Origin of the sequence: Caulobacter sp. KR2-114 (genome assembly GCF_049446115.1) — a bacterium.
GTDB lineage: Bacteria > Pseudomonadota > Alphaproteobacteria > Caulobacterales > Caulobacteraceae > Acaudatibacter.
Genome location: NZ_JBMSEC010000006.1, coordinates 359,021 through 379,474, shown reverse-complemented (window position 1 = coordinate 379,474; position 20,454 = coordinate 359,021). Strand labels below are relative to the sequence as shown.

Genomic DNA, 20,454 nt, shown 5'->3' with positions numbered 1-20,454 from the left:
TGTCTCGCCGTCGAGCGGCACGGGCCTGATCCGCCTGGCGCTGGCGATCACAAGGCGCGCGAGCGATGTCAGAGGGCGCGACCACTCAGACGGTGGCGCGCGGCCCGTCGCCGCCGAGCGCTGCGCCCCGGGCCTCCGCGGAACAACGCGCTAGGCGCCGCCGGCCCCGCCATCGTGCACGATCGAGACCCGCGTGCCCGGATCGCCGTCGGTGACCTCCACCGTCGCCCCGACCTGAGTGGCCAGGGCGTGAACGATGCTGGTGCCGAGCCCCACCTTGGTGGGCTGCCCGTTCGTGGGCATGCCGACCCCGTCGTCGGTCACGGTCAGCGCCCAGTCCGGGGTCTGGGACTGGTAGCCCACGACGATGTGGCCGCCCTGTCCGGGCGGGAAGGCGTGCTTCAGGGCATTGATCACCAGTTCGGTGACGATCAGGCCGAGGCTGACCGAGAGGTCGGCCGTGGCCACGCCGTCGTCGGCCTCGACCCGCAGCACCAGCTTGTCGTGGTCCTGGATCATCGAGGCGCCGATGCTGGCGCACAGCTCGGTGAAATAGGCGCGCAGCGCCACATCCCCGGCCCTGGACTGGGCAAGCTGCTGCTGCAGCGCCGCCACCGACATCACCCGGCTGTGGGCGTCGACGAGATAGCCCTTGGCGTCTTCCGACGGCACGCGGCGGGCGCTCTGCAGCAGCACGCTGGCGATGATCTGCAGGCTGTTGGCGACCCGGTGCTGCAGTTCCTGGTGCAGCACGGTCTTCTCGTGCAGCAGGTCGTCCTTCAGCTTGGCGGCGAGGCGGGCCTCGGTGACGTCCGAGGCGGCCATCAGCAGGCGCACGTTGTCCGGGTCGGCGTAGTGCAGCACGCGGGCGCTGACCACCAGCCGGCGCGGCGCAACGCCCGGACGGATCAGATCCATCTCGTAGGCGTCCACCCCCGCGTCGCCGTTCAGCGCCAGTTTCAGCAGGGTCCGCAACTGCGGCGCGCCCCATTCGCCGGCGCCCAGGGCGAACACAGAGCGCCCGACCATTGCGTCGGCGGGGATCTGAAAGGCGCGCGAGAAGGAAGAGCTGGCCGCGACGACGGCGAAATCGCCATCCAGCAGGAGCGTGGGGGCCTCGGAAGAGACCACCACGGCGACGGCGAGACTGTCGGCAACAACGTGAGGTGGGGGGGCTTCATCGCCCATGAGTGGCCTTGGGGGTGGCCTGCCGGAGGCTCACAGAACGGAAGTCATTCCCGGCAGGGCTGCAAACAACGCGGAGAACGACACAAACGCATGTCGCCTGCTGCCTACGCTCAACTATAGCACGGCCCGGAGGGCCGGGTCGCCGACTTAGGCATGAAGGCCCGGACACCGCGATTCACCCATCCGAACCAGCCCGGAACACGGCCGCGGCCGGCTCGGTCAGGCTGCCCAGGAAGCCATCGCGCACCGCCATCGCGCGCCAGAGGGCGGCGAGCGCCATGAACTCGGACGCCACCATCACGTCGCAGGCCAGGCCGGCGCTGACGGCGCAGGCCGTCGCGCGCAGATGGCACTCTTCCGATGTCATAGGCCTCACCTGGCCGGGCGTTCGGTCCACGAGCCAAGCGGCTGGCGCGACCGATCGTTCCTCGGGCGGCGGCGATCGGCTAGCGCGTGGCTTCGGGCATCGCCTTCGCGTACGGCCCGACCATCAGCCCCTCGATGCGCGAGCCCTCGGCCACGAGCACCGGGCGCAGGGCCCGGAACAGGCGGGCGTAGTTGTAGAACGGCACGCTGGGCCACAGGTGGTGCATCAGGTGCAGGTTCTGCTGCAGCAGCACCACGGTCCCGCCGGGCCACAGGCTGACGCGGGTGTTGTGGTAGCGCTCGGTGCGGTCGAACGGATAGTGCGGCAGCCACTGGAAGAAGATGTTGAGGATCAGCATCGCCAGCCGCGTGGGAATGAACCACAGCGCCAGCCAGTCGACGAAATGGCCGGTGGTGACGGCCGCGACCAGGATGGCGACATGCGCCAGGGTCACCGCCGAGGCCTGCAGGATGTCGCCCGGGCTGAGGATGGTCGACAGGCGGGCGTAGCGCTCGCGGTTGACGAACCGCAGGGCGACCAGGGGCACGAGGGCGGTGGGCAGGCCCTTCAGCCACTTCGTCAGCAGCTGGGCGAAGCTGCCCTTGACGAAGATGTCCGGGTCGCGCTCGGTGTTGGTGTGCGAGTGGTGCAGCACGTGGGTGCGCAGCAGCGGCGGCCAGCTGGCCCCCATGCCGAGCGCGCCGATCCAGCCGACCACGGTGTTGACCCAGGCGAGGCGCCTGGGGCTGGAGACGACGTTGCCGTGAATGCTCTCGTGCACCAGCGAATAGTGCGCGTAGCACACCAGCGCCAGGATCGGCGTGCAGGCCCACAGCGGCAGGGCATGGCCCAGGCCCGCGGCGATCAGCGCCGCCTCGCTGGCCGGCAGGATCACCGCCAGCGCCAGGGTCGGCCACGCCACGGCCGGCGACAGTTCGCGCGCGATCCGCTTCTCGTCGGCATGGCTGATGCCGATCGCCGCGCGCAGCGCCTGGGTGTCGAGGGTCCCGTCCGCCCTATGTCATCCTCCGTTGACATAGGCATCCCTAGCAGCTTCGGAAGCGAACTCCAGAAGAAAGTGACGGATGCGTCATCTTTCCGCCGACCCAGCCTCTTGGCCCAGACCACTGGCGCGCGACCGTCCCGGGCGGCCCGCGCGACCGGCTTGCCATGGCCTCGGCCGCCGCTAACCTCGCGACCTCGACTGGGGGCCGCAAATGATTGATTCCGAAGAGGGCGCTGCTGCTCGGGGCGCCGGTCCCCGGGACGCCACGCCCGGCGGCGCCGCGACGGCCGAACTGGCGGCGCTGGGCTACAAGCAGGAGCTGAAGCGCTCGCTGTCGCTGGCCGACCTGGTGGTCTGGGGGCTGCTGTTCATCGGCCCGATCGCGCCCACCTCGGTGTTCGGCTTCGTCTACAACCTGAGCCACGGCATGCCGGCGCTGGTCTATGCCGTGGGCCTGGTGGCGATGCTGTTCACGGCGCTGAGCTACATGGCCATGGGCCGCGAGTTCCCGCTGTCGGGCTCGGTCTACGCCTATGTGGCGCGGGGGGCCGGCGAGACGGTGGGCTTCATGGCCGGCTGGGCGATCCTGCTGGACTATGTGCTGCTGCCGACCCTGGTCTATGTCGGCACGGCCACCGCCTTCCACGTGCTGTTCCCCTGGCTGCCGAAGACGCCGCAGATCCTGGCCTTCCTGGTGGTGATCACCGGGGTGAACCTGGCCGGGGTGAACATGGCCAACTGGGTCAACCGCATCATGCTGGCGCTGAACGTGGTGGTGCTGGCGCTGATCCTGGTGCTGGCCGCCGTCGGCCTGTCGCGGGGCACGGCCGGGGCGCACTTTTCGGTGGCGCCGCTGTACCAGCCGGGCGTGGTGACGCCGAAGCTGATCTTCGGCGCGCTGAGCCTGGCGGTGCTGTCGTTCCTGGGCTTCGACGCCATCTCGACCCTGGCCGAGGAGGCCCGCGGCGGGGCGAAGGACATCGGCCGGGCGACCTTCCTGTCCCTGGTGCTGTCGGCGGTGCTGTTCGTGCTGCAGACCTATCTGGCGGGCCTGTTCGTGCTGGGCCATCCGCCTTTCGCCGCCGGCGACGAGGCGGCCACCGCCTTCCTGCAGATCGCCCGCATCCTGGGCGGCGAGCCATTCCGCTTCTTCGTGGCGTTCGCCGGCTCGGCGGGCGCGCTGTCGGCGGCCGTGGTGGCCCAGGCGGCCACGGCGCGCATCCTCTACGGCATGGCCCGCGACGGCCAGCTGCCACGGCCGCTGGCGCGGATCAGCGGCGCGCGCCAGGTGCCGGACATCGCCATCCTGGCGATCAGCCTGGTGACCCTGGGCACCAGCCTGTTCTTCCAGAACCTGCTGCAGCAGCTGACGGCCATCGTCACCTGCGGGGCGATGCTGGGGTTCCTGGCCCTGCACGCCAGCGTCATCATCCACTTCCGCGGCGGCCTGCGGCCGGGCGCCAACCTGGTGCGCCACCTGGCCTGCCCGCTGATCGGCGCGGCGATCATCGGCTATGTGCTGTGGAACACCGAGACCCTGGCCAAGGCGGTCGCCGGCGGCTGGCTGGCGCTGGGCGTGGCGATCGCCGTGACGTTGCGCCTGACCGGGCGCGGCCTGAAGCTGCAGGACGGTCTGTAAGCGCCGCGCCGCCGGAGCGATCCGGCTTGCGGGGCGAGGCGACTAGCGCAGCTTGAGCCGCACGGGGTCCAGCGGGGTCATCGGCAGGTAATGGTCGCCCAGCACCTGCCAGCCCTCGATCGACATCACCGCCGGCACCACCAGGGCGCCGTCCAGACCCACCACCGCGTTGGCCACGTCGAGCTTGGCCAGGGGGATGCGACGGATGCGTTCGGGCGTGTCGTAGACGGTCAGGAAGGCGCCGGCCTCGCCGATCTCGATCGACGGGTCGGCCATGAACACCGACAGCATGCCGCCGTGCGCCTGGAAGCGGACCTCGCCGGCGAAGGCGCCCTGCCCTGTCAGCTTGCCGTCGGCGCCCAGCTTCAGGCCCGGCCCCGGCGCGGCGTCGAAGATGAAGGTCCCGTCCTCGGCGCGCTCGGCGCCCAGGCCCGCGTCCACGGTCCCGCCGGAGCCTTCCACATAGTGGCGGAAGCTTTCCTTGACCCCCCAGGTGAGCGTCGCGGCGTTCGCCCGGATCGGCGTGGCGGACATGACAGGATCCTCTTCGGTTGCAGGCCCCTTCTACGGGGGCAGGCGCCTGCCTTGCAACGCGGGAGGTCCCGCAAGCCCCGTCCGGTCCACTTCGCCCCGCGCCGTCACTCGCGCGTCGCGAGACCTGGGCTATGATGCACCCCTGACTTCGTGCGCCTCGGGAGGGACGCCATGCGGTGGATGATCGGTGTGGTGCTGGGCGTCAGCCTGGGTCTGGCAGGCTGCGGCGTGGCCTCGGCCGCCGGCCACGATGTGGGCAAGCGGCCGCCCGGCAAGTTCGACTACTACGTCCTGGCGCTCAGCTGGGCGCAGGGCTACTGCGACGTCACCCCCCACCCCGATCCGGCGGAGTGCGGGACCATCCCCGGCTTCGTACCGCATGGCCTGTGGCCGCAGCTGAACGGGGGCAACTGGCCGTCGAACTGCAGCCATCAGGCGCTGCCGGCAGCCGAACGCCAGCGCTCGCAGGGGATCTACGCCAGCCCCGGGCTGATCACCCACGAATGGTCCAAGCACGGCACGTGCTCGGGCCTGAAGCCGGCCGCCTATTTCGACCTGACCCGCGCGGACGTGGCCAGGGTGCAGATTCCGGCCGACTACCGGACCGGCCGCAAGCTGGGCGCCGGCGAGGCGGACGCCCTGGATCAGGCGCTTGTCGCCGCCAATCCCGGCCTGACCGCCGGCGACCTGAAGCCCGTGACAGCCAACGGCGAGATCACCGAGGTCGATATCTGCCTGACCAAGGCCGGCGCATTCCGCAGCTGCTGACGACGGCCGCCGCCGGGATGGGTCAGTCCCCCGCCAGGTCGACCAGGCGCTCGCGTCCGGTCATCCGCCAGCGCGAAACGATGGCGTCGAGGGCCGGCCGGTCCATCGGCGCCTGCTCGGCCTTTTCGGCATAGCGCTGGCTCATGTTGTGCGGCAGGTCGGCGCGCGGCAGGTCATCGATGCGCACGCGCATGGGCATGGCCGCGGCCTGGCCAAGGATGATCGCCTCGCGGTCGGCCAGCAGCGGCAGGAAGTCGATCAGGTCGACGAGACCCTCGTAGGCGCTGCCGCGGATCACCTGCTGGTCCCTCTCGCTGGAGAGCCGCAGGGCGATGGCGGTGCTGCACTGTGAGAGGATGGTGGTGTCGAGCTCGCTCGGCCGCTGGGTGACGAGGCCCAGCGAGATGCCGTACTTGCGGCCTTCCTTGGCGATGCGGCCCAGCGCCATGCGGGTGGGCACGAAGGCGTCGTCGCCCTGCGCCGGCGCATAGCGGTGCGCCTCCTCGCAGATGATCAGCATCGGCAGCGTTCCCTGGCTCCAGACCGCCAGCTCGAAGGCCAGGCGCGAGACCACCGAGATCACCACGTCGAGGATCTCGTGCGGCACGGTGGACAGGTCGATGACGCTGATCGGGCGGCCGTCGTTGGGGATGCGGAACAGCCGCCCCAGCACGTCGGTCATCGTGTCCTCGACCGTCAGGCTGCCGAACATGAAGTTGTAGCGGCGGTCCACCGCCAGGGTCTCCAGCCGCGCCTTCAGCCGGCGGTAGGGCGTGATCTTGCGCGTGCGCTCCAGCTTGCCGAGCTCGTCCTGGATATAGGCGATCACGTCGGACACGCGGAACGGGGCGGGCGTATCGACGGTGATGACCATGTTCTCGGTCAGCCGCCTCGCCAGCAGCGAGCTTCGCCCGACGGCGGCCTCGGCATAGCGCTTCTTGGCGAACAGCACGCCGTCGCCGAGGATCTCGACCTCTTCCTCCTGGTAGGCGTCGTTGCTGGTCAGGGCCGCGCACAGCTCGCGGAAGTTCAGCATCCAGAGCGGCAGGTTGAAGTCGTCCAGGGTGATCCGCTCGACCAGGGCGCCGAACGCCCCGGCGTACTCGTTGTGCACGTCGAGAATGACGATGTGCGAGGTCGGCCGCGCCTCCAGCATGCGGCGCAGGATGCAGGTCAGGGCCGAGGACTTGCCCGAGCCGGTGCTGCCGACGACGATGAAGTGCTTCTGCAGCAGGTCGTCGACCATCAGCCGGGCCGGCACGCCGGCGTCCTGATACAGCGAGCCGATGCGGATCGAGGGGCGGCCCGACGGGGCGAAGATGCAGCCCAGGTCCGCCCGGTCGACCAGGGCCACGGGATCGCCGAGGCTGGGCAGGCTGGTGACGCCGCGGCGGAAGGTCGGCTGGCCGTCACCGCCGCCCCCGCTGCCGAAGATCTCGCCGGTCAGGTTCAGCTCGACAAGGCCGATGTCGATGGCCTTGCCGCCCATCTCCGGCATCGGCGCGCTGATCGCCGAGATGATGCCGACCACGGCCGCGCCGGGGGTCTGGACGCGCACCACGCCGCCGACCTGCACGCGCGGGTCGGCCTTGCGGGCGGAGGCCTCCTCGGCGCGCTCCAGCACCGCCACCGCGTGCGATCCGGAGACCGAGACGATGTGGCCGATGCGCACGTGCGCGGCCGCCGGCGCGGCGGGCGGGCTGATGAAGCCGTCGTCCTGGTCCTGGGCGAGCGGCGGCTGGGCGGGCGGGCTCATGGGGCGGTCTTTCGGGATGAGTGCGCGGCGCGGCGCGGCCGGCGACGCTCGCCGCCCCCGGCGCGGCTGACGGGCGGCCCGTTCGGGGCCGGCAGGGTGAGGACGACGGTCGTCCCTTCGCCGGGTTCGCTTTCGATATAGAGGTCGCCGCCGTGCTGGCGGGCGAGGCCGAGCGCGATGGGCAGGCCCAGGCCCGTGCCCTCGTGGCTGCGCGACAGATGCGACTGCACCTGGCCGAACGGGCTGAGCGCGACGGCGATGTCCTCCAGCGACATGCCCACCCCGCTGTCGACCACGCAGATCGTGGCGCCGCCGTCCTTGTTGCCGCGCGCCACCAGCATGATGCGGCCTTGCTCGGGCGTGAACTTGGTGGCGTTGGAGATCAGGTTGATCAGGATCTGCTTGATGCGCCGGCCGTCCACCAGGACCTTGGGGATGCGGCTCTGGATGCGCACCTCCAGCGCCTGATGCTTGTCGGCGATGCGCCCGGCCACCAGCGGCAGGGTCTCCTCGATCAGCCGGGCCACCGAACAGGTCTGCCGCTCCAGGGTGAAGGCGCCGCTCTCGATCTTGGACATGTCCAGGATGTCGGACACCACCTCCAGCAGATGGCGCCCCGCCTCGCCGATGTAGCCGGCATAGTCGGCGCTCTTCACCGCGGCGTCCTCGCTGGGCTTGAGGGTGCGGATCAGGTCCGAGAAGCCGATGATGGCGTTGAGCGGCGTGCGCAGCTCGTGGCTCATCGTTCCCAGCAGGGCCGACTTGGCGCGATTGGCCAGGTCTGACTCCGCCTTGGCCGCCATCATGGCCAGTTCGGTGTGCCGGCGCAGCGCCAGCTCGCCCATGGTGGCGGAGTAGCGCGACAGCAGCGAGCGCTTCTCGCGCGCGGGGAGCGCGGCCCTCAGCATCGTGCGCGGCGGCTCACGCCCCGCGCTCCAGCAGGCGCTTCATGGTCGGGAACAGCTGGTCGTCCGGCGCGGGCTTGGTCAGGAAGGCGTCTGCGCCGGCCTCGCGCCCGGCGGCCTTGTCGCCCTCGCCGTCCAGCGCAGTGACCAGCACCACCGGCAGGCGCGCCGTGGCGGGATCGCCGCGCAGGCGCCGGCAGACCTCATAGCCGTCCATGCCGGGCATCATCACATCCAGCAACACCAGGTCCGGGGGGCTGGCGGCCGCCTTGGCCAGGGCTTCCGGCCCGCTGGACGCCGTCTCCACCGCATAGGCCGCGACCTGCAGCCGCGCTTCCAGAAGTTTCACGTTGTGGATGTTATCATCCACCACCAGGACATGACCCATCCCATGGCCCTTCAGTCATCTCAGGTAATTATGCGGGACGCGAGAAACAGAAACGCCGTGTTTCTCGCCGAGCATTTTGCCTATTACCTGAAAGCAGCCTCGCGACATGATGAGCGCCAATTGTTATCGGCGCTTTAAGCAGGACCTCATCCCGGGCCGGGCGACTTACCCACTATGAGGATTGGAAGGCGTGGCGGAGCCTGAACCTCTCACCTTCCCACGCCCCTAGCTCGAACGGCCCGCCGGCGTGGGGGATCTGCACGGCCATCATGGTGTCGGGCATGGGGGGCTCCGTCGCGTTCAGAAGGCGGCCGCGGCGTCGGCGGCCAGGCGCGCGGCGATCTGCGGCATCAGCGCGGCGTCGACATTGGCGAAGGCCAGCCGCAGGTAGGCGTCCTGTCCGGGGCCGAACATGGCGCCCGGAAGGGCCAGCAGGTTCTGCGCATCCGCGAGCCGCCGGGCGACGGCGTGCGAGCCCCGGCCGGCGTGAGGATGGCGGAGGTAGGCGAAATAGGCGCCGGCGCTGACCACCTGATAGCCGATGTCCGGCCGCGCGAAGGCGCTGCGCAGCGCGGCCAGGCGCGCGCGCATCAGGCCGGCGTTGCCGCGCCGCCAGTCGCCTAAGCTCTTCAGCCCCTCCAGGGCGGCCAGTTGGCCGAGGTGGGGGGCGCAGATGGCGACGCAGTCCATGGCCTTGCCGACCTGATCCAGCAGCGCCGGGGCGGCGGCGATCGCGCCCACCCGGTGGCCGGTGAGGCAGAACACCTTGGAGAAGCTGTAGAGGTGGACCAGGGTCCCGGCCCAGTCGGGCCGGCGGAACAGGCCGTGCGGGACGCCGTCGCCGGGCATGAAGTCGCGGTAGGTCTCGTCGAGGACCAGGGCAATGCCCGCGCTGCGGCAAAGTTCGAACGCCGCCTCCAGGAAGGCCGGCGGATAGACCGCGCCGGTGGGATTGTTGGGCGAGATCAGCACCAGGGCGCGGGTGGCGGGGCCGATCGCGGCGGCGATCTCGTCCAGGTCCGGCACGCCGCCGGTCTGCGGCCGGAAGGCGACCGACCGCGGGACGATGCCGTTCATCTGCAGCCACATCTGGTAGTTGAAGTAATGCGGCAGCGGCAGGATCACCTCGTCGCCCGCCTGCGCCAGCGCCGACAGCGCCAGGCAGAAGGCCTGGTTGCAGCCGGCCGTAATCAGCACCTCCTCGGCCGTCACGGCGCCCGCCCCGCCGGCGTAGAGGCCGTCAATGTCCGCGGCCAGCGCGGCGCGCAGCGCCGGCAGGCCCGGCACCTCGGTGTAGCGGTGGGTGGCGGGGGCGGCGAGGGCCTGGGCCATGGTCGACACCAGGCTGGGCGGCGGCGGATAGCCGGGCACCGCCTGGCAGACGTCGATCAGCGGCCGGTCGGCGGGGAAGCTGCGCCCGGCGATCCAGCCTTGCGCCTCGGCGATGGGTGGGGCGGCGACGGCGGCGAGGCGGGGCTGGACGGCAGGCGACATGGCGCTGCTTTAGGTCGCCGGCCGGGCGCCGCGCCAGCCCTGGCCGCCCCGATCGAGATGGACGCGGAGCCACCGCTCATATTTCAGGCGACGAAACCCCTCACCCTCCCACGCCCTGAAGGGCGCGGGCCCCTCCCTCTCCCTGTGGGAGAGGTGGTTTTCCGCTGCCGGCGAATAGCGTGGTCACCCTCTCCCGGAGGGAGAGGGAGGGGCCCAGTCGCGATCAGCGACTGGGAGGGTGAGGGGTTGCGTCTTGTCCGCGAAAGCCAGGACGGTCCGCCACGAACCGCAGCCAAGCTCCCAGGTGGAAGGCGCTCATCAGGGCGTACATCGGGGCCATGCCGCCGAGGGCCGGCAGGCCGTGCGGGGCGCACATCGCCTGCATCGGGCCCTCGCCGGCCAGGGCCGTGAACACGGCCATGGCGGCAAAGGCCGGGGTGGCGGCCAGGGCGAGGCCGGCGGCGAGGCGGGAGATCGCGCCCCGCCCGCTCTCGCGCTCGCCCCCCGCCGCGGGCGCGGCGGCGCTCATCGCCGCGCCGTGCCGCCCTGCTGGTCGAAGGCGGCGACGCCGGCGTCGGAGACCTGGGCCCAGCGCTGGTTGACCCCGGTCTCGGCGGCGTAGTTGTCGTGCCAGTTCCACCACTTGTAAGGGGCCTCCTGGGGATAGCCCTCGGGCGAGTCCTCCCAGACCTCCTGCCGGCCGAGCGGGGTGAGGTCGAGGTAGCTCCAGACCGTGCCGATCGCCTCGTCGCCGCGGCTGTTGATGAAATAGGTGCGGAACACCTGCTCGCCGTCGCGGATGAAGACGTTGTGGCCGTGCCACAGGTCCACGCCGAAGTCGGCGTCGAAGCCGTCGGTGAGCGTGTACCAGGGCATCTTCCAGCCCATCCGCGCCTTCAGGCGGGCGATGTCCGGCTGGGGCGCGCGCGAGACATAGGCCAGGGTGGTGTCGCGGGCGTTCAGGTGGCTGAGATCGCCGACCTGGTCGGCGCCCAGCGAGCAGCCGCGGCAGGCGTGGTCCGGCCAGCCGAACACGCCGGGCTCGAAGAAGGCGCGGTAGACCACCAGCTGGCGGCGGCCCTCGAACAGGTCGACCAGGCTGACCCGGCCGTTCGGCCCGTCGAAGGCGTAGGCCTTGCCCACCGCCATCCACGGCATTCGCCGCCGCTCGGCGGCCAGGGCGTCGCGGGCGCGGGTGAACGCCTTTTCCCGCACCAGCATCTCCTGGCGGGCAGCCTCCCAGGCCTGCGGCGGCAGGACGGGCGGATGGTTGGGCAGTTGCGGAAAGGCGGCTTGCGCGGCGGGGTGGGCGGTCTCAACTGTGTCGGTCATGCGGGTCTCCGGATGGGACGGCCGGATCGGCCTTGGCAGACCCTGGCCCGGCGACGGCAGGCGGTGGGAGTGACAAGTTTGGCGGGATTTCGATGGACTCGCTGATCACCGCGGCCGGACAAGCCCTGGCGGCGGGCGATCCGCTGGGGGCGCTGAAGCGTGTGGCGCTGAGGGACGACCCGCCGGCGCTGGCGCTGCGCGGCATCGCCATGGCCCAGCTCGGCGACCTCGAACGCGCCCGCACCCTGCTGCGCCAGGCCGCCCGCGGCTTTGGCCCGCGCGAGGCGGTGGCCCGGGCCCGCTGCGCGACGGCCGAGGCGGAGGTGGCGCTGGCCTCGCGCGACCTGGCCTTTCCCACCGGAGCGCTGGCGGCGGCCGCGGCGGTGCTGGAGGCGCACGGCGACCGGGTGAACGGCGCCCACGCCCGCTATCTGGAGGTGCGCCGCCTGCTGCTGATCGGCCGGCTCGAGGCGGCGGAGGCGCGGCTGGCCACGCTCGACCCGGCCCCCCTGCCCCCGGCGCTGCGCGCGGCCCATGCCCTGGTGCTGGCCGGGGTGGCGATGCGGCGGCTGAAGGCCGGCGCGGCGCGGGCGGCGCTGGACCAGGCGGCGCGGATGGCGCGCCTGGCCGCCATCCCGGCGCTGTCGGCGGAGGTGGCCGAGGCCGCGCGGGCGCTGGAGGCGCCGGCCGCGCGCCTGATCGCGGGGCGCCAGGCCGGCGAACGGCCGCTGCGGCTGGACGAGGTGGAGGCGCTGCTGGCCTCGCCGACGCTGGTGGTGGACGCCTGCCGCAACCGCGTTCTGGGCGGCGGCGTCGCGGTGTCCCTGACCACCCGGCCGGTGCTGTTCGCTCTGGCCCGCGCCCTGGCCGAGGCCTGGCCGGGCGACATGGGTCGCGACCGGCTGGTGGCCATCGCGTTCGGCGGCAGGCGAGCCGACGAGTCGCACCGCGCCCGCCTGCGGGTCGAGGCCGGGCGGCTGCGCCGGCTGCTGGCGCCCCTGGCCGGGGTGGAGGCGACGCCGGGCGGCTTCGTCCTGGTCCCCCTGGCCGCGCGCGAGGTGGTGGTGCTGGCCCGGCCCGTGGAGGAGAAGCACGCGGCGATCCTGGCGCTGCTGTCCGACGGCGAGGCCTGGTCGAGCTCGTCCCTCGCCCTGGCCCTGGGCGCCAGCCAGCGCACGGTGCAGCGGGCGCTGGACGCCCTGGCCGGGTGCGGCAAGGCCGAAGGCGTGGGCCAGGGCCGGGCGCGGCGCTGGACCATGCCGCCGGCGCCGGGATTCGCGACGGCCTTGTTACTCCCGGCTGGGCTCCCCGGCGTCTAGGATCGGCGCATGAAGACCGCTCCGGCCGAGATCCTGCGCACCTACGGGCCGTTCCCGGAGGTTTCCAGCGTGCACGGCGTCAGCTTCGATAGCGACCACGTCTGGTTCGCCGCGGGCGAAGCCCTGAAGGCGTTCGATCCGCAGAGCGGCGAGGCCGTGCGCTCGATCCCCGTCGCGGCCCACGCCGGCACGGCGTTCGACGGGCGCCACCTGTTCCAGATCGCCGAGGATCGGATCCTGAAGATCGACCCGGCCACCGGCGCGGTGCTGGGCGACATCCCGGCGCCCGGGGGCGGGGCGGACTCCGGCATGGCCTGGGCCGAAGGCGCCCTGTGGGTCGGCCAGTATCGCGAGCGCAAGATCCACCAGATCGACCCCGAGACCGGAGCCATCCTGCGCACGGTGTCGTCCAACCGCTTCGTCACCGGGGTGACCTGGGTGGACGGCGAGCTGTGGCATGGCGCCCGCGACGAGGACGGCTGCGAGGTGCGCCGCATCGACCCCGGCGACGGCCAGGTGCTGGAGGCGCTCGAGATGCCGGCCGGGACCACCGTCACCGGCCTGGAATCCGACGGCGGCGAGCGGTTGTTCTGCGGCGGCGGCGACAGCGGGCTTGTCCGCGCCGTGCGCCGGCCGCGTCGCGCGAAGGGCTGAGGGGACCGCCGCCGCCCCCTGGGCAAGGCGGCGGATTTCTGCTTGCTGGCGGCATGCGCGCCGAGGACATCGAAGCCTTCGCCCGGGACGGGGCGGTCTGCCTGAAGGGCCTGCTGATCCCCAGCGAGGTCGCGCGGCTGACCGAGGGGATCGAGGCCAATCTGGCGGCGCCCAGCCCGCGGGCCAAGGTCGCCAGCACCCCGGACGATCCGGGCCGGTTCGTCGAGGACTTCTGCACCTGGCCGGACAACCCCGCCTACCGCGAGATCCTGTTCGACTCGAACCTGCCGGGGGCGGCCGCAGCGCTGATGGGATCGCGCGGCGTGCGCCTCTACCACGACCACATGCTGACCAAGGCGGCCGGCACCCGCACGCCGACGCCCTGGCACCAGGACCAGCCCTATTACAACATCGAGGGGCGCCAGACCTGCAGCTTCTGGATCCCGGTGGATGCGGTCCCCGCCGAGGCCACCTTGCGGTTCGTGGCCGGCTCGCACCGCGGCCCGTGGCTGATGCCGCGCAGCTTCATGGACCAGCAGGCGCGCTGGTTTCCGGAAGGCAGCCTGGCCGACCTGCCGGACATCGAGGCGGATCCCGCCGCCTTCCCGATCCTGGGCTGGGCGCTGCAGCCCGGCGACGTGGTCGCCTTCCACATGCTGACCCTGCACGCCGCGGCCGGGTCCAGCGGCCGGCGGCGGGTGTTCTCCGCCCGCTACGTCGGCGACGACGTGACCCACGCGCCAAGAGCCTGGGAGACCTCGCCGGCGTTCCCGGGGCTCGAAGCGGAACTGCCGGCGGGCGCGCCGCTGGACCATCCGCTGTTTCCGGTGGCGTGGCCGCGATGATCGGCGCCCGGGGGAGGGAAAATCCCTCCGCGGCGCGCTAGCGTCAGCCGATGCGCACCTCCCAGCCCCGCGGCCGCCCGCGGCATGATGACGTGCTGACCCCCGCCGAATGGCGGGTGGTGGAGGCGGTGCGGCACGGCATGAGCAACCGGACGATCGCCAGCCGCCAGGGGGTGAGCCTGGACGCGGTGAAGTTCCACGTGGCCAACGCCCTGGGCAAGCTGGGGCTCAGCACCCGGCGGCAGCTGCGCCTGTGGACCGGCGTGCGGCGGGACAGCGCCCTCACCGGGGCCAACGGACGAAAGGAGACGCCAATGGGCAACGGACTGCAGCTGGGCGCGATCGGCCAGATCGGCCGCCAGGTCGGCGACATCGAGGCGGCCACCGCGTTCTGGCGCGACGTCGTCGGCCTGCCGCACCTCTACACCTACGGCAAGCTGGCGTTCTTCGACTGCGCGGGCGCGCGGCTGTTCCTGGAGGAAGGCGCCGGCTATCCGGCCCAATCGGTGCTGTACTTCAGGGTGGACGACATCCACGCCGCCTTCGCGGCGCTGGAGGCGCGCGGCGCGGCGGTGACCAGCGCCCCGCACATGATCTTCCGCCACCCCGACGGGCTGGAGGAATGGATGGCCTTCTTCGACGACAACGAGGGCCGCCCGCTGGCGATCATGGCCCAGGTGCGGGGCTAGGGCCCGCGATCTCCTCCCCCGCTGGGGAGGGGGACCCCGAAGGGGTGGAGGGGGCTCCAGGCGCGAGAGCGCCTCGCTGGAGCCCCCATCCCCCGCTTCGCGGGGACTTCCCCCAGAGGGGGAAGAGAAACCTAGCCTACTTCGACGCGCCGGAGGTGGGGTCCGGCAGGCCGAGGATACGCTTGGAGATGATGTTGTTCTGCACCTCGTGGGTGCCGCCGAAGATCGAGAAGGCCTTGCCGGCGAGCCAGCCGCGCACTTCCGAGAGTTCCTCCGGCTTGAAGGCGTCGCCTTCCCAGCCCAGGCCCTGCGCGCCGTAGATCTCGACCAGCAGTTCCGAGCGGTCCTGGGCCGACTTCATCGACACGTTCTTCATGATCGAGGTGGCGGTGCTGACGTTGGCGTTGCCCTTGGCCTCGGCGGCGGCGCGGCGGACGGTCAGCTTCAGCGCCTGCTCGTCCATCTTCTGCAGAGTGATGCGGCCGCGCAGGTCCGCATCGGCCAGGCGGCCGGTGTCGTCCACGCCGACGTAGCGCTTGGCGATGTCGCCCAGGTTCTCGGCCTGGCGCGGGCCGCCTTCGCTACGGTTGCCCATGCCGTTGCGCTCGTGCTGCAGCAGGCGCTTGGCGATCGCCCAGCCGCCGTTCAGCTGGCCGACCAGGTCGTCCTTGGAGGCCTTGGCGTCGGTGAAGAAGGTCTCGCACTGGCCCGAGGCGCCGGAGATCATCTTGATCGGCCGCGCCTCGACGCCCGGCTGGTGCATCGGGATCAGGATGAAGCTGATGCCCTCGTGCTTCTTGGTGTTGTCGGTGCGGCACAGGCAGAAGCACCAGTCGGCGTACTGGGCGCCGGAGGTCCAGATCTTCTGGCCATTGATCAGCCAGTGGTCGCCCTTGTCCTCGGCCTTGGTCTGCAGCGAGGCCAGGTCGGAACCCGCGCCCGGCTCGGAGAAGCCCTGGCACCAGCGCAGCTCGCCGCGCACGATCGGCGGCAAGTGGCGCTGCTTCTGTTCCTCGGTGCCGTATTCCAGCAGGGTGGAGCCGAACATGCCCGGCCCCATGCCGACGATCGGGTTGCGCGCGCCGATGCGGGCCATCTCCTGGGCCAGCACGCGGGCCTCGGCGGCGGACAGGCCGCCGCCGCCGTATTGCTTCGGCCAGGTGGGGACGCCCCAGCCCTTTGCGCCGATCCGCTGGCGCCACAGCTCGGCGTCGGCGGTAGGCTTACCGCCGCCCTCCATCTGCTCCATGGTCATCTCGGGCGCGTTGCGCACCGACTGGGGGACATTGGCTTCCAGCCATTCGCGCGCCTCTGCGCGGAAGGCGGCCAGCTCGGTGGGTTCGGTGGCGCCGAAATCGGCCATTGAAATCGCTCCCTTAAATTGTGCTCTCAGGGAAATTCGGTCTGAGAATTCCCCATTGTCGCCGGGCCGGAGCGTTCGATCAATGAGGTTGGTGGACGTTGGCCTTCGGCGGGCGCCGTAGCCCCTCACCTTCCCGCGCCCTTGCGGGCGCGGGCCCCTTCCTCTCCCTCTGGGAGAGGTGGCTCCAAGAGGCGGATGGCAAAGGAAAAACACCTCTCCCGCAGGGAGAGGGAGGGGCCCAAGACCAGCGCGGCGGCGCTGGGCTTGGGAGGGTGAGGGGTTACGGCGCCGGGGGCCGCCCTACCGCGCGAACACCGTCACCCGGCGGGGGCGCAGGCGCATCGGGGCGCCTTCGGCGAGGCCCGCGGGTTGGGCGGCGCGGGGGAAGTCGGCTTCGAAGATGCGGCCGTCCTCGGCGCGGCACTCGGCGCGGATCACGCCGCCGCGGGTGAGCACGTCGGTGACGGTCACCGCCAGGCCCGGCCCGTCCTGGGCCAGCTCGGTCTCGTGCGGCCGGAACCAGGCCTCGACGTCGCCGGTCGCGCCGGTGGTGTTGACGGCCGGGGCGGTGAAGTCGCCGAACCGGGCGAGGTCGCCGCTGAGCCTCGCCGGCAGGCGGTTGGCGTCGCCCAGGAAGTCGAAGACGAAGGCCGAGGCGGGCCGTTCTTCCAGGGCCGCCGGCGTGCCGACCTGTTCGAGCACGCCCTCGCGCAGCACGGCCACGCGGTCGGCCAGGTCCATCGCCTCCTCCTGGTCGTGGGTGACGAAGATGGTGGTCACGCCGGTCTCGTCGTGCACCCGCCGCAGCCAGAAGCGCAGTTCCTTGCGCACCTTGGCGTCCAGGGCGCCGAACGGCTCGTCGAGCAGCAGCACGCGCGGCTCGATGGCCAGGGCGCGGGCCAGGGCGACCCGCTGGCGCTGGCCGCCGGAGAGCTGGGCCGGGTAGCGCTTGCCCAGACCCTCCAGCTGGACCAGCGACAACAGCTGCTCGACGCGGGCGGCGATCTCGGCCGCCTTCGGCCGCTCGCGCGCGGGCCGCACCTTCAGGCCGAAGGCGATGTTGGCGGCCACGGTCATGTGCCGGAAGAGGGCGTAGTGCTGGAAGACCATGCCCACGCGGCGCCTGCGCGGCGACATGGCGATGAAGTCCTCGCCGTCCAGCGCCACCGCGCCCGCATCCGGGGTCTCCAGCCCGCCGATCACCCGCAGCAGGGTGGTCTTGCCCGAGCCCGAGGGGCCGAGCAGGGCCAGGAACTCGCCCGGCTCGACGGTCAGCGAGACGCCCTTGAGCGCCGGGAAGCGGCCGAACTGCTTGGCGACGCCCTCGACGACCAGGCCTTCGCGGCCGTCAGCGCGAGTCCCGCCCGAGCTCGCCCCCCAGCTCTCTGGCAAAGCGCCATTCGAGGAGCGTCTTGAGCGCGAGGGTGACGAGGGCGAGACCGGCAAGGAGCGAGGCGACGGCGAAGGCTGCGGCGAGGTTGTAGTCATTGTAGAGCACTTCCACGTGGAGGGGCATGGTGTTGGTGAGGCCGCGGATGTGGCCCGACACCACCGAGACGGCGCCGAATTCGCCCATGGCCCGGGCGTTGCAGAGCAGGACGCCGTAGACCAGCGCCCAGGCGATGTTGGGCAGGGTGACCAGCGCGAAGGTGCGCAACCCGCCCGCGCCCAGGGTGATGGCCGCGGTTTCCTCGTCGCGGCCCTGATCCTGCATCAGCGGGATCAGTTCGCGGGCCACGAACGGGAAGGTCACCAGGATGGTGGCCAGCACGATGCCGGTGAAGGTGAAGATGATGCGCACGCCATGCTCATCCAGCCAGGGGCCGAACCAGCCGTTGGCGCCGAACAGCAGCACCCAGACCAGGCCCGAGATCACCGGCGAGAGCGAGAACGGCAGGTCGATCAGGCTGAGCAGCAGAGCCTTGCCCTTGAACTCGAACTTGGTGACCAGCCAGGCGGCCGACAACCCGAACAGGGCGTTGGCCGGAACGGTGACCGCGGCCACCTGCAGCGTCAGGCGGATGGCGGCGCGGGCGTCCGGGTCGACGATGGCGGTCTTGTAGGTGTCCCAGCCGCTGCGCAGCGCCTCGAAGAACACCAGCGCCAGCGGCGTGAGAATGGTCAGGCCGATCCAGCCGACCGCGACGGCCACCAGGACGGCCGCGCCGACGTCGCGCACCTTGCGGGGGCCGCGCATCAGACCGCTCCCCGGCGCGTGAGGGCCAGCTGCACGCCGTTGATCACCAGCAGGGCGGCGAACGAAGATTCACGCATCAGGTCGTCCCCCGCCGGGCGAGCGCCAGCTGTACGCCGTTGATCACCAGCAGGGCGGCGAACGACAGGCCGAGCATGGCCAGGCCCACCGACGCCGCGCCGGCGTAGTTGAACTGTTCCAGCTTGATGATGATCAGCAGCGGCGCGATCTCGGACTTCATCGGCATGTTGCCGGCGATGAAGATCACCGAGCCGTACTCGCCCACCGCGCGGGCGAAGGCGAGGGAGAAGCCGGTGATCACCGCCGGGACCAGGCCCGGCAGGATGACGAACGCCGCGCGTTGCCAGGAGCGCGCGCCCAGGGTCAGGGCCGCTTCCTCGACCTCGGCGTCGAAGGCCTGCAGCACCGGCTGCACCGAGCGCACCACGAACGGCAGGCCCACCGCCGCCAGGGCGACAAACACGCCGAGCGGGGCATAGGCCACCTTGACGCCGATGTGCGCCAGCGGCGCCCCCAGCCAGCCGTGCGGCCCGTAGAGGGTGGCCAGGGCGATGCCGGCGACCGCCGTCGGCAGGGCGAACGGCAGGTCGATCGCCGCATCCAGCAGCCGCCGGCCGGGGAAGTCGTAGCGGACCAGGGCCCAGGCGGCGATCAGCCCCATCACCACGTTCACCGCCGAGGCGGCCAGCGCCGCCCCGAACGACAGCTTCAGCGCGGCCAGCACCCGGGCATCGGTGACTGTGGTCCAGAAGCCGGCGAACCCGTCCTCCCACGGCCGCGCGATCAGCGCCGCCAGCGGCAGCAGCACGATCAGCGACAGATAGAGCACGGTGAAGCCCATCGCCGGGCCGAAGCCCGGCAGGATGCTGGGCTCGCGCCAGCGGGGAAGCCGCAGCCCCCCGCCCTGCCCGCCCGGCCTGGCCCCCTTGGCTATGCCGATCGCCGCCATGCTCAGGGCCGGTAGATCTGGTCGAACACGCCGCCGTCGGCGAAGAAGGTGGCCTGCGCCTTGCGCCAGCCGCCGAAGTCGGCGTCGATGGTGGCCAGCGGGATCTTCGGGAACTTGGAGGCGTACTTGGCCGCCGCCTGCGGGTTGCGCGGGCGGTAGTGCTGGGCGCCGATGATGTCCTGCGCCCGGGGGCTGTACAGGAAGTTCAGGTAGCCCTGGGCCACGGTGCGGGTCTTGCGCCGGTCGACCACCTTGTCGACCACCGACACCGGCGGCTCGGCCAGCACCGACATCGACGGGGTGACGATGTCGAACTTGCCCGGGTATTCGGCCAGCGAAAGATAGGCCTCGTTCTCCCAGGCCAGCAGCACGTCGCCGATACCGCGCTGGGTGAACGACAGGGTCGCGCCGCGGGCGCCGGTGTCGAGGATCGGCACCTGCTTGTAGAGCCGCTGGACGAAGGCCTTGGCCGTGGCCGGCGTGCCGCCCGGCTGGCGCAGGGCCCAGGCCCAGGCGGCCAGGAAGTTCCAGCGCGCCCCGCCGGAGGTCTTCGGATTGGGGGTGATCACCTCGATCCCCGGCCGCACCAGGTCGCCCCAGTCGCGGATCTTCCACGGGTTGCCCTTCTTGACCAGGAACACGATGGTCGAGGTGTACGGGGCCGCGTTCTGCGGCAGGCGGGTCTGCCAGTTTTTCGCAATCAGGCCGCGGTCGGAGATGGCGTCGATGTCGTAGGCCAGGGCCAGGGTGACCACGTCGGCCTGCAGGCCGTCGATCACCGAGCGCGACTGAGCGCCCGAGCCGCCGTGGCTCTGGTTGATGGTCAGCGCCTGTCCGACCGAGGTCTTCCAGTAGTCGACGTAGGCGGCGTTGACCGCCTTGTAGAGCTCGCGGGTGGGGTCGTAGCTGACATTCAGCAGGGTCACCGGCGCGGGCGCGGCGAAGGCGCGGCTGGAGAGGATGGCGGGGGCGGCGATGCCGCCGGCGGCGGCGGTGATGAAGCCGCGGCGACTGGGAGTGGTGAGGCTCATGATCGGGTCCTT

Annotated in this window: 21 protein-coding genes; 6 read left to right on the top strand and 15 right to left on the bottom strand. The window is 71.6% G+C overall.

Annotated features, from left to right (window positions below; all coding sequences use genetic code 11):
* Positions 1 to 150 precede the first annotated feature (150 nt).
* From ACO2Q3_RS21465 to ACO2Q3_RS21455, 3 genes are all read right to left on the bottom strand, one after another.
* Complete coding sequence (locus ACO2Q3_RS21465) at positions 151 to 1,188, bottom strand: sensor histidine kinase (RefSeq protein ID WP_423310317.1); 1,038 nt, start codon at positions 1,186 to 1,188, stop codon at positions 151 to 153.
* Positions 1,189 to 1,363: 175 nt separating this feature from the next.
* Positions 1,364 to 1,555: a hypothetical protein gene (locus ACO2Q3_RS21460; RefSeq protein WP_423310315.1), complete on the bottom strand. Its 192-nt coding sequence runs from the start codon at positions 1,553 to 1,555 to the stop codon at positions 1,364 to 1,366.
* A gap of 79 nt (positions 1,556 to 1,634) precedes the next feature.
* Positions 1,635 to 2,477, bottom strand: a complete 843-nt coding sequence (locus ACO2Q3_RS21455) for a fatty acid desaturase (protein ID WP_423310313.1) — start codon at positions 2,475 to 2,477, stop codon at positions 1,635 to 1,637.
* A 295-nt stretch (positions 2,478 to 2,772) separates the two neighbouring features.
* On the opposite strand from ACO2Q3_RS21455, the gene ACO2Q3_RS21450 reads away from it, so the two are divergent.
* On the top strand, positions 2,773 to 4,200 hold the full coding sequence (locus tag ACO2Q3_RS21450; RefSeq protein WP_423310311.1) for an APC family permease: 1,428 nt from the start codon (positions 2,773 to 2,775) through the stop codon (positions 4,198 to 4,200).
* A 42-nt stretch (positions 4,201 to 4,242) separates the two neighbouring features.
* Here ACO2Q3_RS21450 and ACO2Q3_RS21445 read toward each other — a convergent pair whose 3' ends face one another.
* Complete coding sequence (locus ACO2Q3_RS21445) at positions 4,243 to 4,734, bottom strand: HtaA domain-containing protein (RefSeq protein WP_423310309.1); 492 nt, start codon at positions 4,732 to 4,734, stop codon at positions 4,243 to 4,245.
* A 171-nt stretch (positions 4,735 to 4,905) separates the two neighbouring features.
* Between ACO2Q3_RS21445 and ACO2Q3_RS21440 the strand changes: the two genes are divergently transcribed.
* Complete coding sequence (locus ACO2Q3_RS21440) at positions 4,906 to 5,502, top strand: ribonuclease T2 family protein (protein ID WP_423310307.1); 597 nt, start codon at positions 4,906 to 4,908, stop codon at positions 5,500 to 5,502.
* A gap of 22 nt (positions 5,503 to 5,524) precedes the next feature.
* Here the strand turns inward: ACO2Q3_RS21440 and ACO2Q3_RS21435 are convergent, their stop codons facing one another.
* The 6 genes from ACO2Q3_RS21435 to ACO2Q3_RS21410 all read right to left on the bottom strand — a co-directional run bounded on the left by ACO2Q3_RS21435 (position 5,525) and on the right by ACO2Q3_RS21410 (position 11,377).
* A complete protein-coding gene (locus tag ACO2Q3_RS21435) occupies positions 5,525 to 7,258 on the bottom strand; it encodes an ATP-binding protein (protein WP_423310306.1) in 1,734 nt (577 codons plus the stop codon).
* A complete protein-coding gene (locus ACO2Q3_RS21430) occupies positions 7,255 to 8,166 on the bottom strand; it encodes a sensor histidine kinase (RefSeq protein ID WP_423310303.1) in 912 nt (303 codons plus the stop codon). Before ACO2Q3_RS21430 ends, ACO2Q3_RS21435 begins: the two co-directional genes overlap by 4 nt.
* A gap of 13 nt (positions 8,167 to 8,179) precedes the next feature.
* Positions 8,180 to 8,551, bottom strand: a complete 372-nt coding sequence (locus ACO2Q3_RS21425) for a response regulator (protein WP_423310301.1) — start codon at positions 8,549 to 8,551, stop codon at positions 8,180 to 8,182.
* Between the two features lie 300 nt (positions 8,552 to 8,851).
* Positions 8,852 to 10,045 carry an aminotransferase gene (locus tag ACO2Q3_RS21420; RefSeq protein WP_423310299.1) on the bottom strand — a complete coding sequence of 398 codons (1,194 nt, stop codon included), beginning with the start codon at positions 10,043 to 10,045 and terminating at the stop codon, positions 8,852 to 8,854.
* Between the two features lie 223 nt (positions 10,046 to 10,268).
* Entirely contained in the window at positions 10,269 to 10,574 is a 306-nt protein-coding gene (locus ACO2Q3_RS21415) for a hypothetical protein (RefSeq protein WP_423310297.1), read from the bottom strand.
* Entirely contained in the window at positions 10,571 to 11,377 is an 807-nt protein-coding gene (locus ACO2Q3_RS21410) for a DUF899 domain-containing protein (protein WP_423310295.1), read from the bottom strand. The genes ACO2Q3_RS21415 and ACO2Q3_RS21410 overlap by 4 nt, the downstream gene beginning before the upstream one ends.
* A gap of 92 nt (positions 11,378 to 11,469) precedes the next feature.
* Here ACO2Q3_RS21410 and ACO2Q3_RS21405 point away from each other — a divergent pair, with 92 nt between their 5' ends.
* Genes ACO2Q3_RS21405 through ACO2Q3_RS21390 form a run of 4 tightly spaced genes read left to right on the top strand, consistent with a single transcriptional unit; the run spans position 11,470 to position 14,884 of the window.
* On the top strand, positions 11,470 to 12,696 hold the full coding sequence (locus ACO2Q3_RS21405) for a helix-turn-helix domain-containing protein (protein WP_423310293.1): 1,227 nt from the start codon (positions 11,470 to 11,472) through the stop codon (positions 12,694 to 12,696).
* Between the two features lie 9 nt (positions 12,697 to 12,705).
* Positions 12,706 to 13,350, top strand: a complete 645-nt coding sequence (locus ACO2Q3_RS21400; protein ID WP_423310291.1) for a glutamine cyclotransferase — start codon at positions 12,706 to 12,708, stop codon at positions 13,348 to 13,350.
* Positions 13,351 to 13,403: 53 nt separating this feature from the next.
* Entirely contained in the window at positions 13,404 to 14,195 is a 792-nt protein-coding gene (locus ACO2Q3_RS21395; protein WP_423310289.1) for a phytanoyl-CoA dioxygenase family protein, read from the top strand.
* A gap of 50 nt (positions 14,196 to 14,245) precedes the next feature.
* Positions 14,246 to 14,884, top strand: coding sequence for a LuxR C-terminal-related transcriptional regulator (locus ACO2Q3_RS21390; protein ID WP_423310287.1), 639 nt, complete (start codon positions 14,246 to 14,248; stop codon positions 14,882 to 14,884).
* Between the two features lie 136 nt (positions 14,885 to 15,020).
* Here ACO2Q3_RS21390 and ACO2Q3_RS21385 read toward each other — a convergent pair whose 3' ends face one another.
* The 5 genes from ACO2Q3_RS21385 to ACO2Q3_RS21365 form a co-directional block, all read right to left on the bottom strand.
* Positions 15,021 to 16,247 (bottom strand): acyl-CoA dehydrogenase family protein, encoded by a 1,227-nt coding sequence (locus tag ACO2Q3_RS21385; protein ID WP_423310285.1) that lies wholly within the window; start codon positions 16,245 to 16,247, stop codon positions 15,021 to 15,023.
* Positions 16,248 to 16,547: 300 nt separating this feature from the next.
* Positions 16,548 to 17,639 carry a sulfate/molybdate ABC transporter ATP-binding protein gene (locus ACO2Q3_RS21380; protein ID WP_423310283.1) on the bottom strand — a complete coding sequence of 364 codons (1,092 nt, stop codon included), beginning with the start codon at positions 17,637 to 17,639 and terminating at the stop codon, positions 16,548 to 16,550.
* Complete coding sequence (gene cysW, locus ACO2Q3_RS21375) at positions 17,596 to 18,444, bottom strand: sulfate ABC transporter permease subunit CysW (RefSeq protein WP_423310281.1); 849 nt, start codon at positions 18,442 to 18,444, stop codon at positions 17,596 to 17,598. Before cysW ends, ACO2Q3_RS21380 begins: the two co-directional genes overlap by 44 nt.
* Positions 18,445 to 18,520: 76 nt before the next feature.
* A complete protein-coding gene (cysT, locus tag ACO2Q3_RS21370) occupies positions 18,521 to 19,411 on the bottom strand; it encodes a sulfate ABC transporter permease subunit CysT (RefSeq protein ID WP_423310279.1) in 891 nt (296 codons plus the stop codon).
* Between the two features lie 2 nt (positions 19,412 to 19,413).
* The gene (locus ACO2Q3_RS21365) at positions 19,414 to 20,442 is read right to left on the bottom strand and encodes a sulfate ABC transporter substrate-binding protein (protein ID WP_423310277.1); all 1,029 of its coding nucleotides are present in this window, start codon (positions 20,440 to 20,442) and stop codon (positions 19,414 to 19,416) included.
* Between the last annotated feature and the right edge of the window lie 12 nt (positions 20,443 to 20,454).

What these genes read in the sequence shown, in the direction of transcription:
- ACO2Q3_RS21420 (WP_423310299.1), bottom strand. Translation starts at nt 10,045, where the DNA reads ATGTCGCCTGCCGTCCAGCCCCGCCTCGCCGCCGTCGCCGCCCCACCC.
- cysT (WP_423310279.1), bottom strand. Translation starts at nt 19,411, where the DNA reads ATGGCGGCGATCGGCATAGCCAAGGGGGCCAGGCCGGGCGGGCAGGGC.
- ACO2Q3_RS21390 (WP_423310287.1), top strand. Translation starts at nt 14,246, where the DNA reads ATGCGCACCTCCCAGCCCCGCGGCCGCCCGCGGCATGATGACGTGCTG.
- ACO2Q3_RS21395 (WP_423310289.1), top strand. Translation starts at nt 13,404, where the DNA reads ATGCGCGCCGAGGACATCGAAGCCTTCGCCCGGGACGGGGCGGTCTGC.
- ACO2Q3_RS21440 (WP_423310307.1), top strand. Translation starts at nt 4,906, where the DNA reads ATGCGGTGGATGATCGGTGTGGTGCTGGGCGTCAGCCTGGGTCTGGCA.
- ACO2Q3_RS21385 (WP_423310285.1), bottom strand. Translation starts at nt 16,247, where the DNA reads ATGGCCGATTTCGGCGCCACCGAACCCACCGAGCTGGCCGCCTTCCGC.
- ACO2Q3_RS21450 (WP_423310311.1), top strand. Translation starts at nt 2,773, where the DNA reads ATGATTGATTCCGAAGAGGGCGCTGCTGCTCGGGGCGCCGGTCCCCGG.
- ACO2Q3_RS21410 (WP_423310295.1), bottom strand. Translation starts at nt 11,377, where the DNA reads ATGACCGACACAGTTGAGACCGCCCACCCCGCCGCGCAAGCCGCCTTT.
- ACO2Q3_RS21400 (WP_423310291.1), top strand. Translation starts at nt 12,706, where the DNA reads ATGAAGACCGCTCCGGCCGAGATCCTGCGCACCTACGGGCCGTTCCCG.
- ACO2Q3_RS21415 (WP_423310297.1), bottom strand. Translation starts at nt 10,574, where the DNA reads ATGAGCGCCGCCGCGCCCGCGGCGGGGGGCGAGCGCGAGAGCGGGCGG.
- cysW (WP_423310281.1), bottom strand. Translation starts at nt 18,444, where the DNA reads ATGCGCGGCCCCCGCAAGGTGCGCGACGTCGGCGCGGCCGTCCTGGTG.
- ACO2Q3_RS21430 (WP_423310303.1), bottom strand. Translation starts at nt 8,166, where the DNA reads ATGCTGAGGGCCGCGCTCCCCGCGCGCGAGAAGCGCTCGCTGCTGTCG.
- ACO2Q3_RS21460 (WP_423310315.1), bottom strand. Translation starts at nt 1,555, where the DNA reads ATGACATCGGAAGAGTGCCATCTGCGCGCGACGGCCTGCGCCGTCAGC.
- ACO2Q3_RS21465 (WP_423310317.1), bottom strand. Translation starts at nt 1,188, where the DNA reads ATGGGCGATGAAGCCCCCCCACCTCACGTTGTTGCCGACAGTCTCGCC.
- ACO2Q3_RS21425 (WP_423310301.1), bottom strand. Translation starts at nt 8,551, where the DNA reads ATGGGTCATGTCCTGGTGGTGGATGATAACATCCACAACGTGAAACTT.
- ACO2Q3_RS21435 (WP_423310306.1), bottom strand. Translation starts at nt 7,258, where the DNA reads ATGAGCCCGCCCGCCCAGCCGCCGCTCGCCCAGGACCAGGACGACGGC.
- ACO2Q3_RS21365 (WP_423310277.1), bottom strand. Translation starts at nt 20,442, where the DNA reads ATGAGCCTCACCACTCCCAGTCGCCGCGGCTTCATCACCGCCGCCGCC.
- ACO2Q3_RS21405 (WP_423310293.1), top strand. Translation starts at nt 11,470, where the DNA reads ATGGACTCGCTGATCACCGCGGCCGGACAAGCCCTGGCGGCGGGCGAT.
- ACO2Q3_RS21445 (WP_423310309.1), bottom strand. Translation starts at nt 4,734, where the DNA reads ATGTCCGCCACGCCGATCCGGGCGAACGCCGCGACGCTCACCTGGGGG.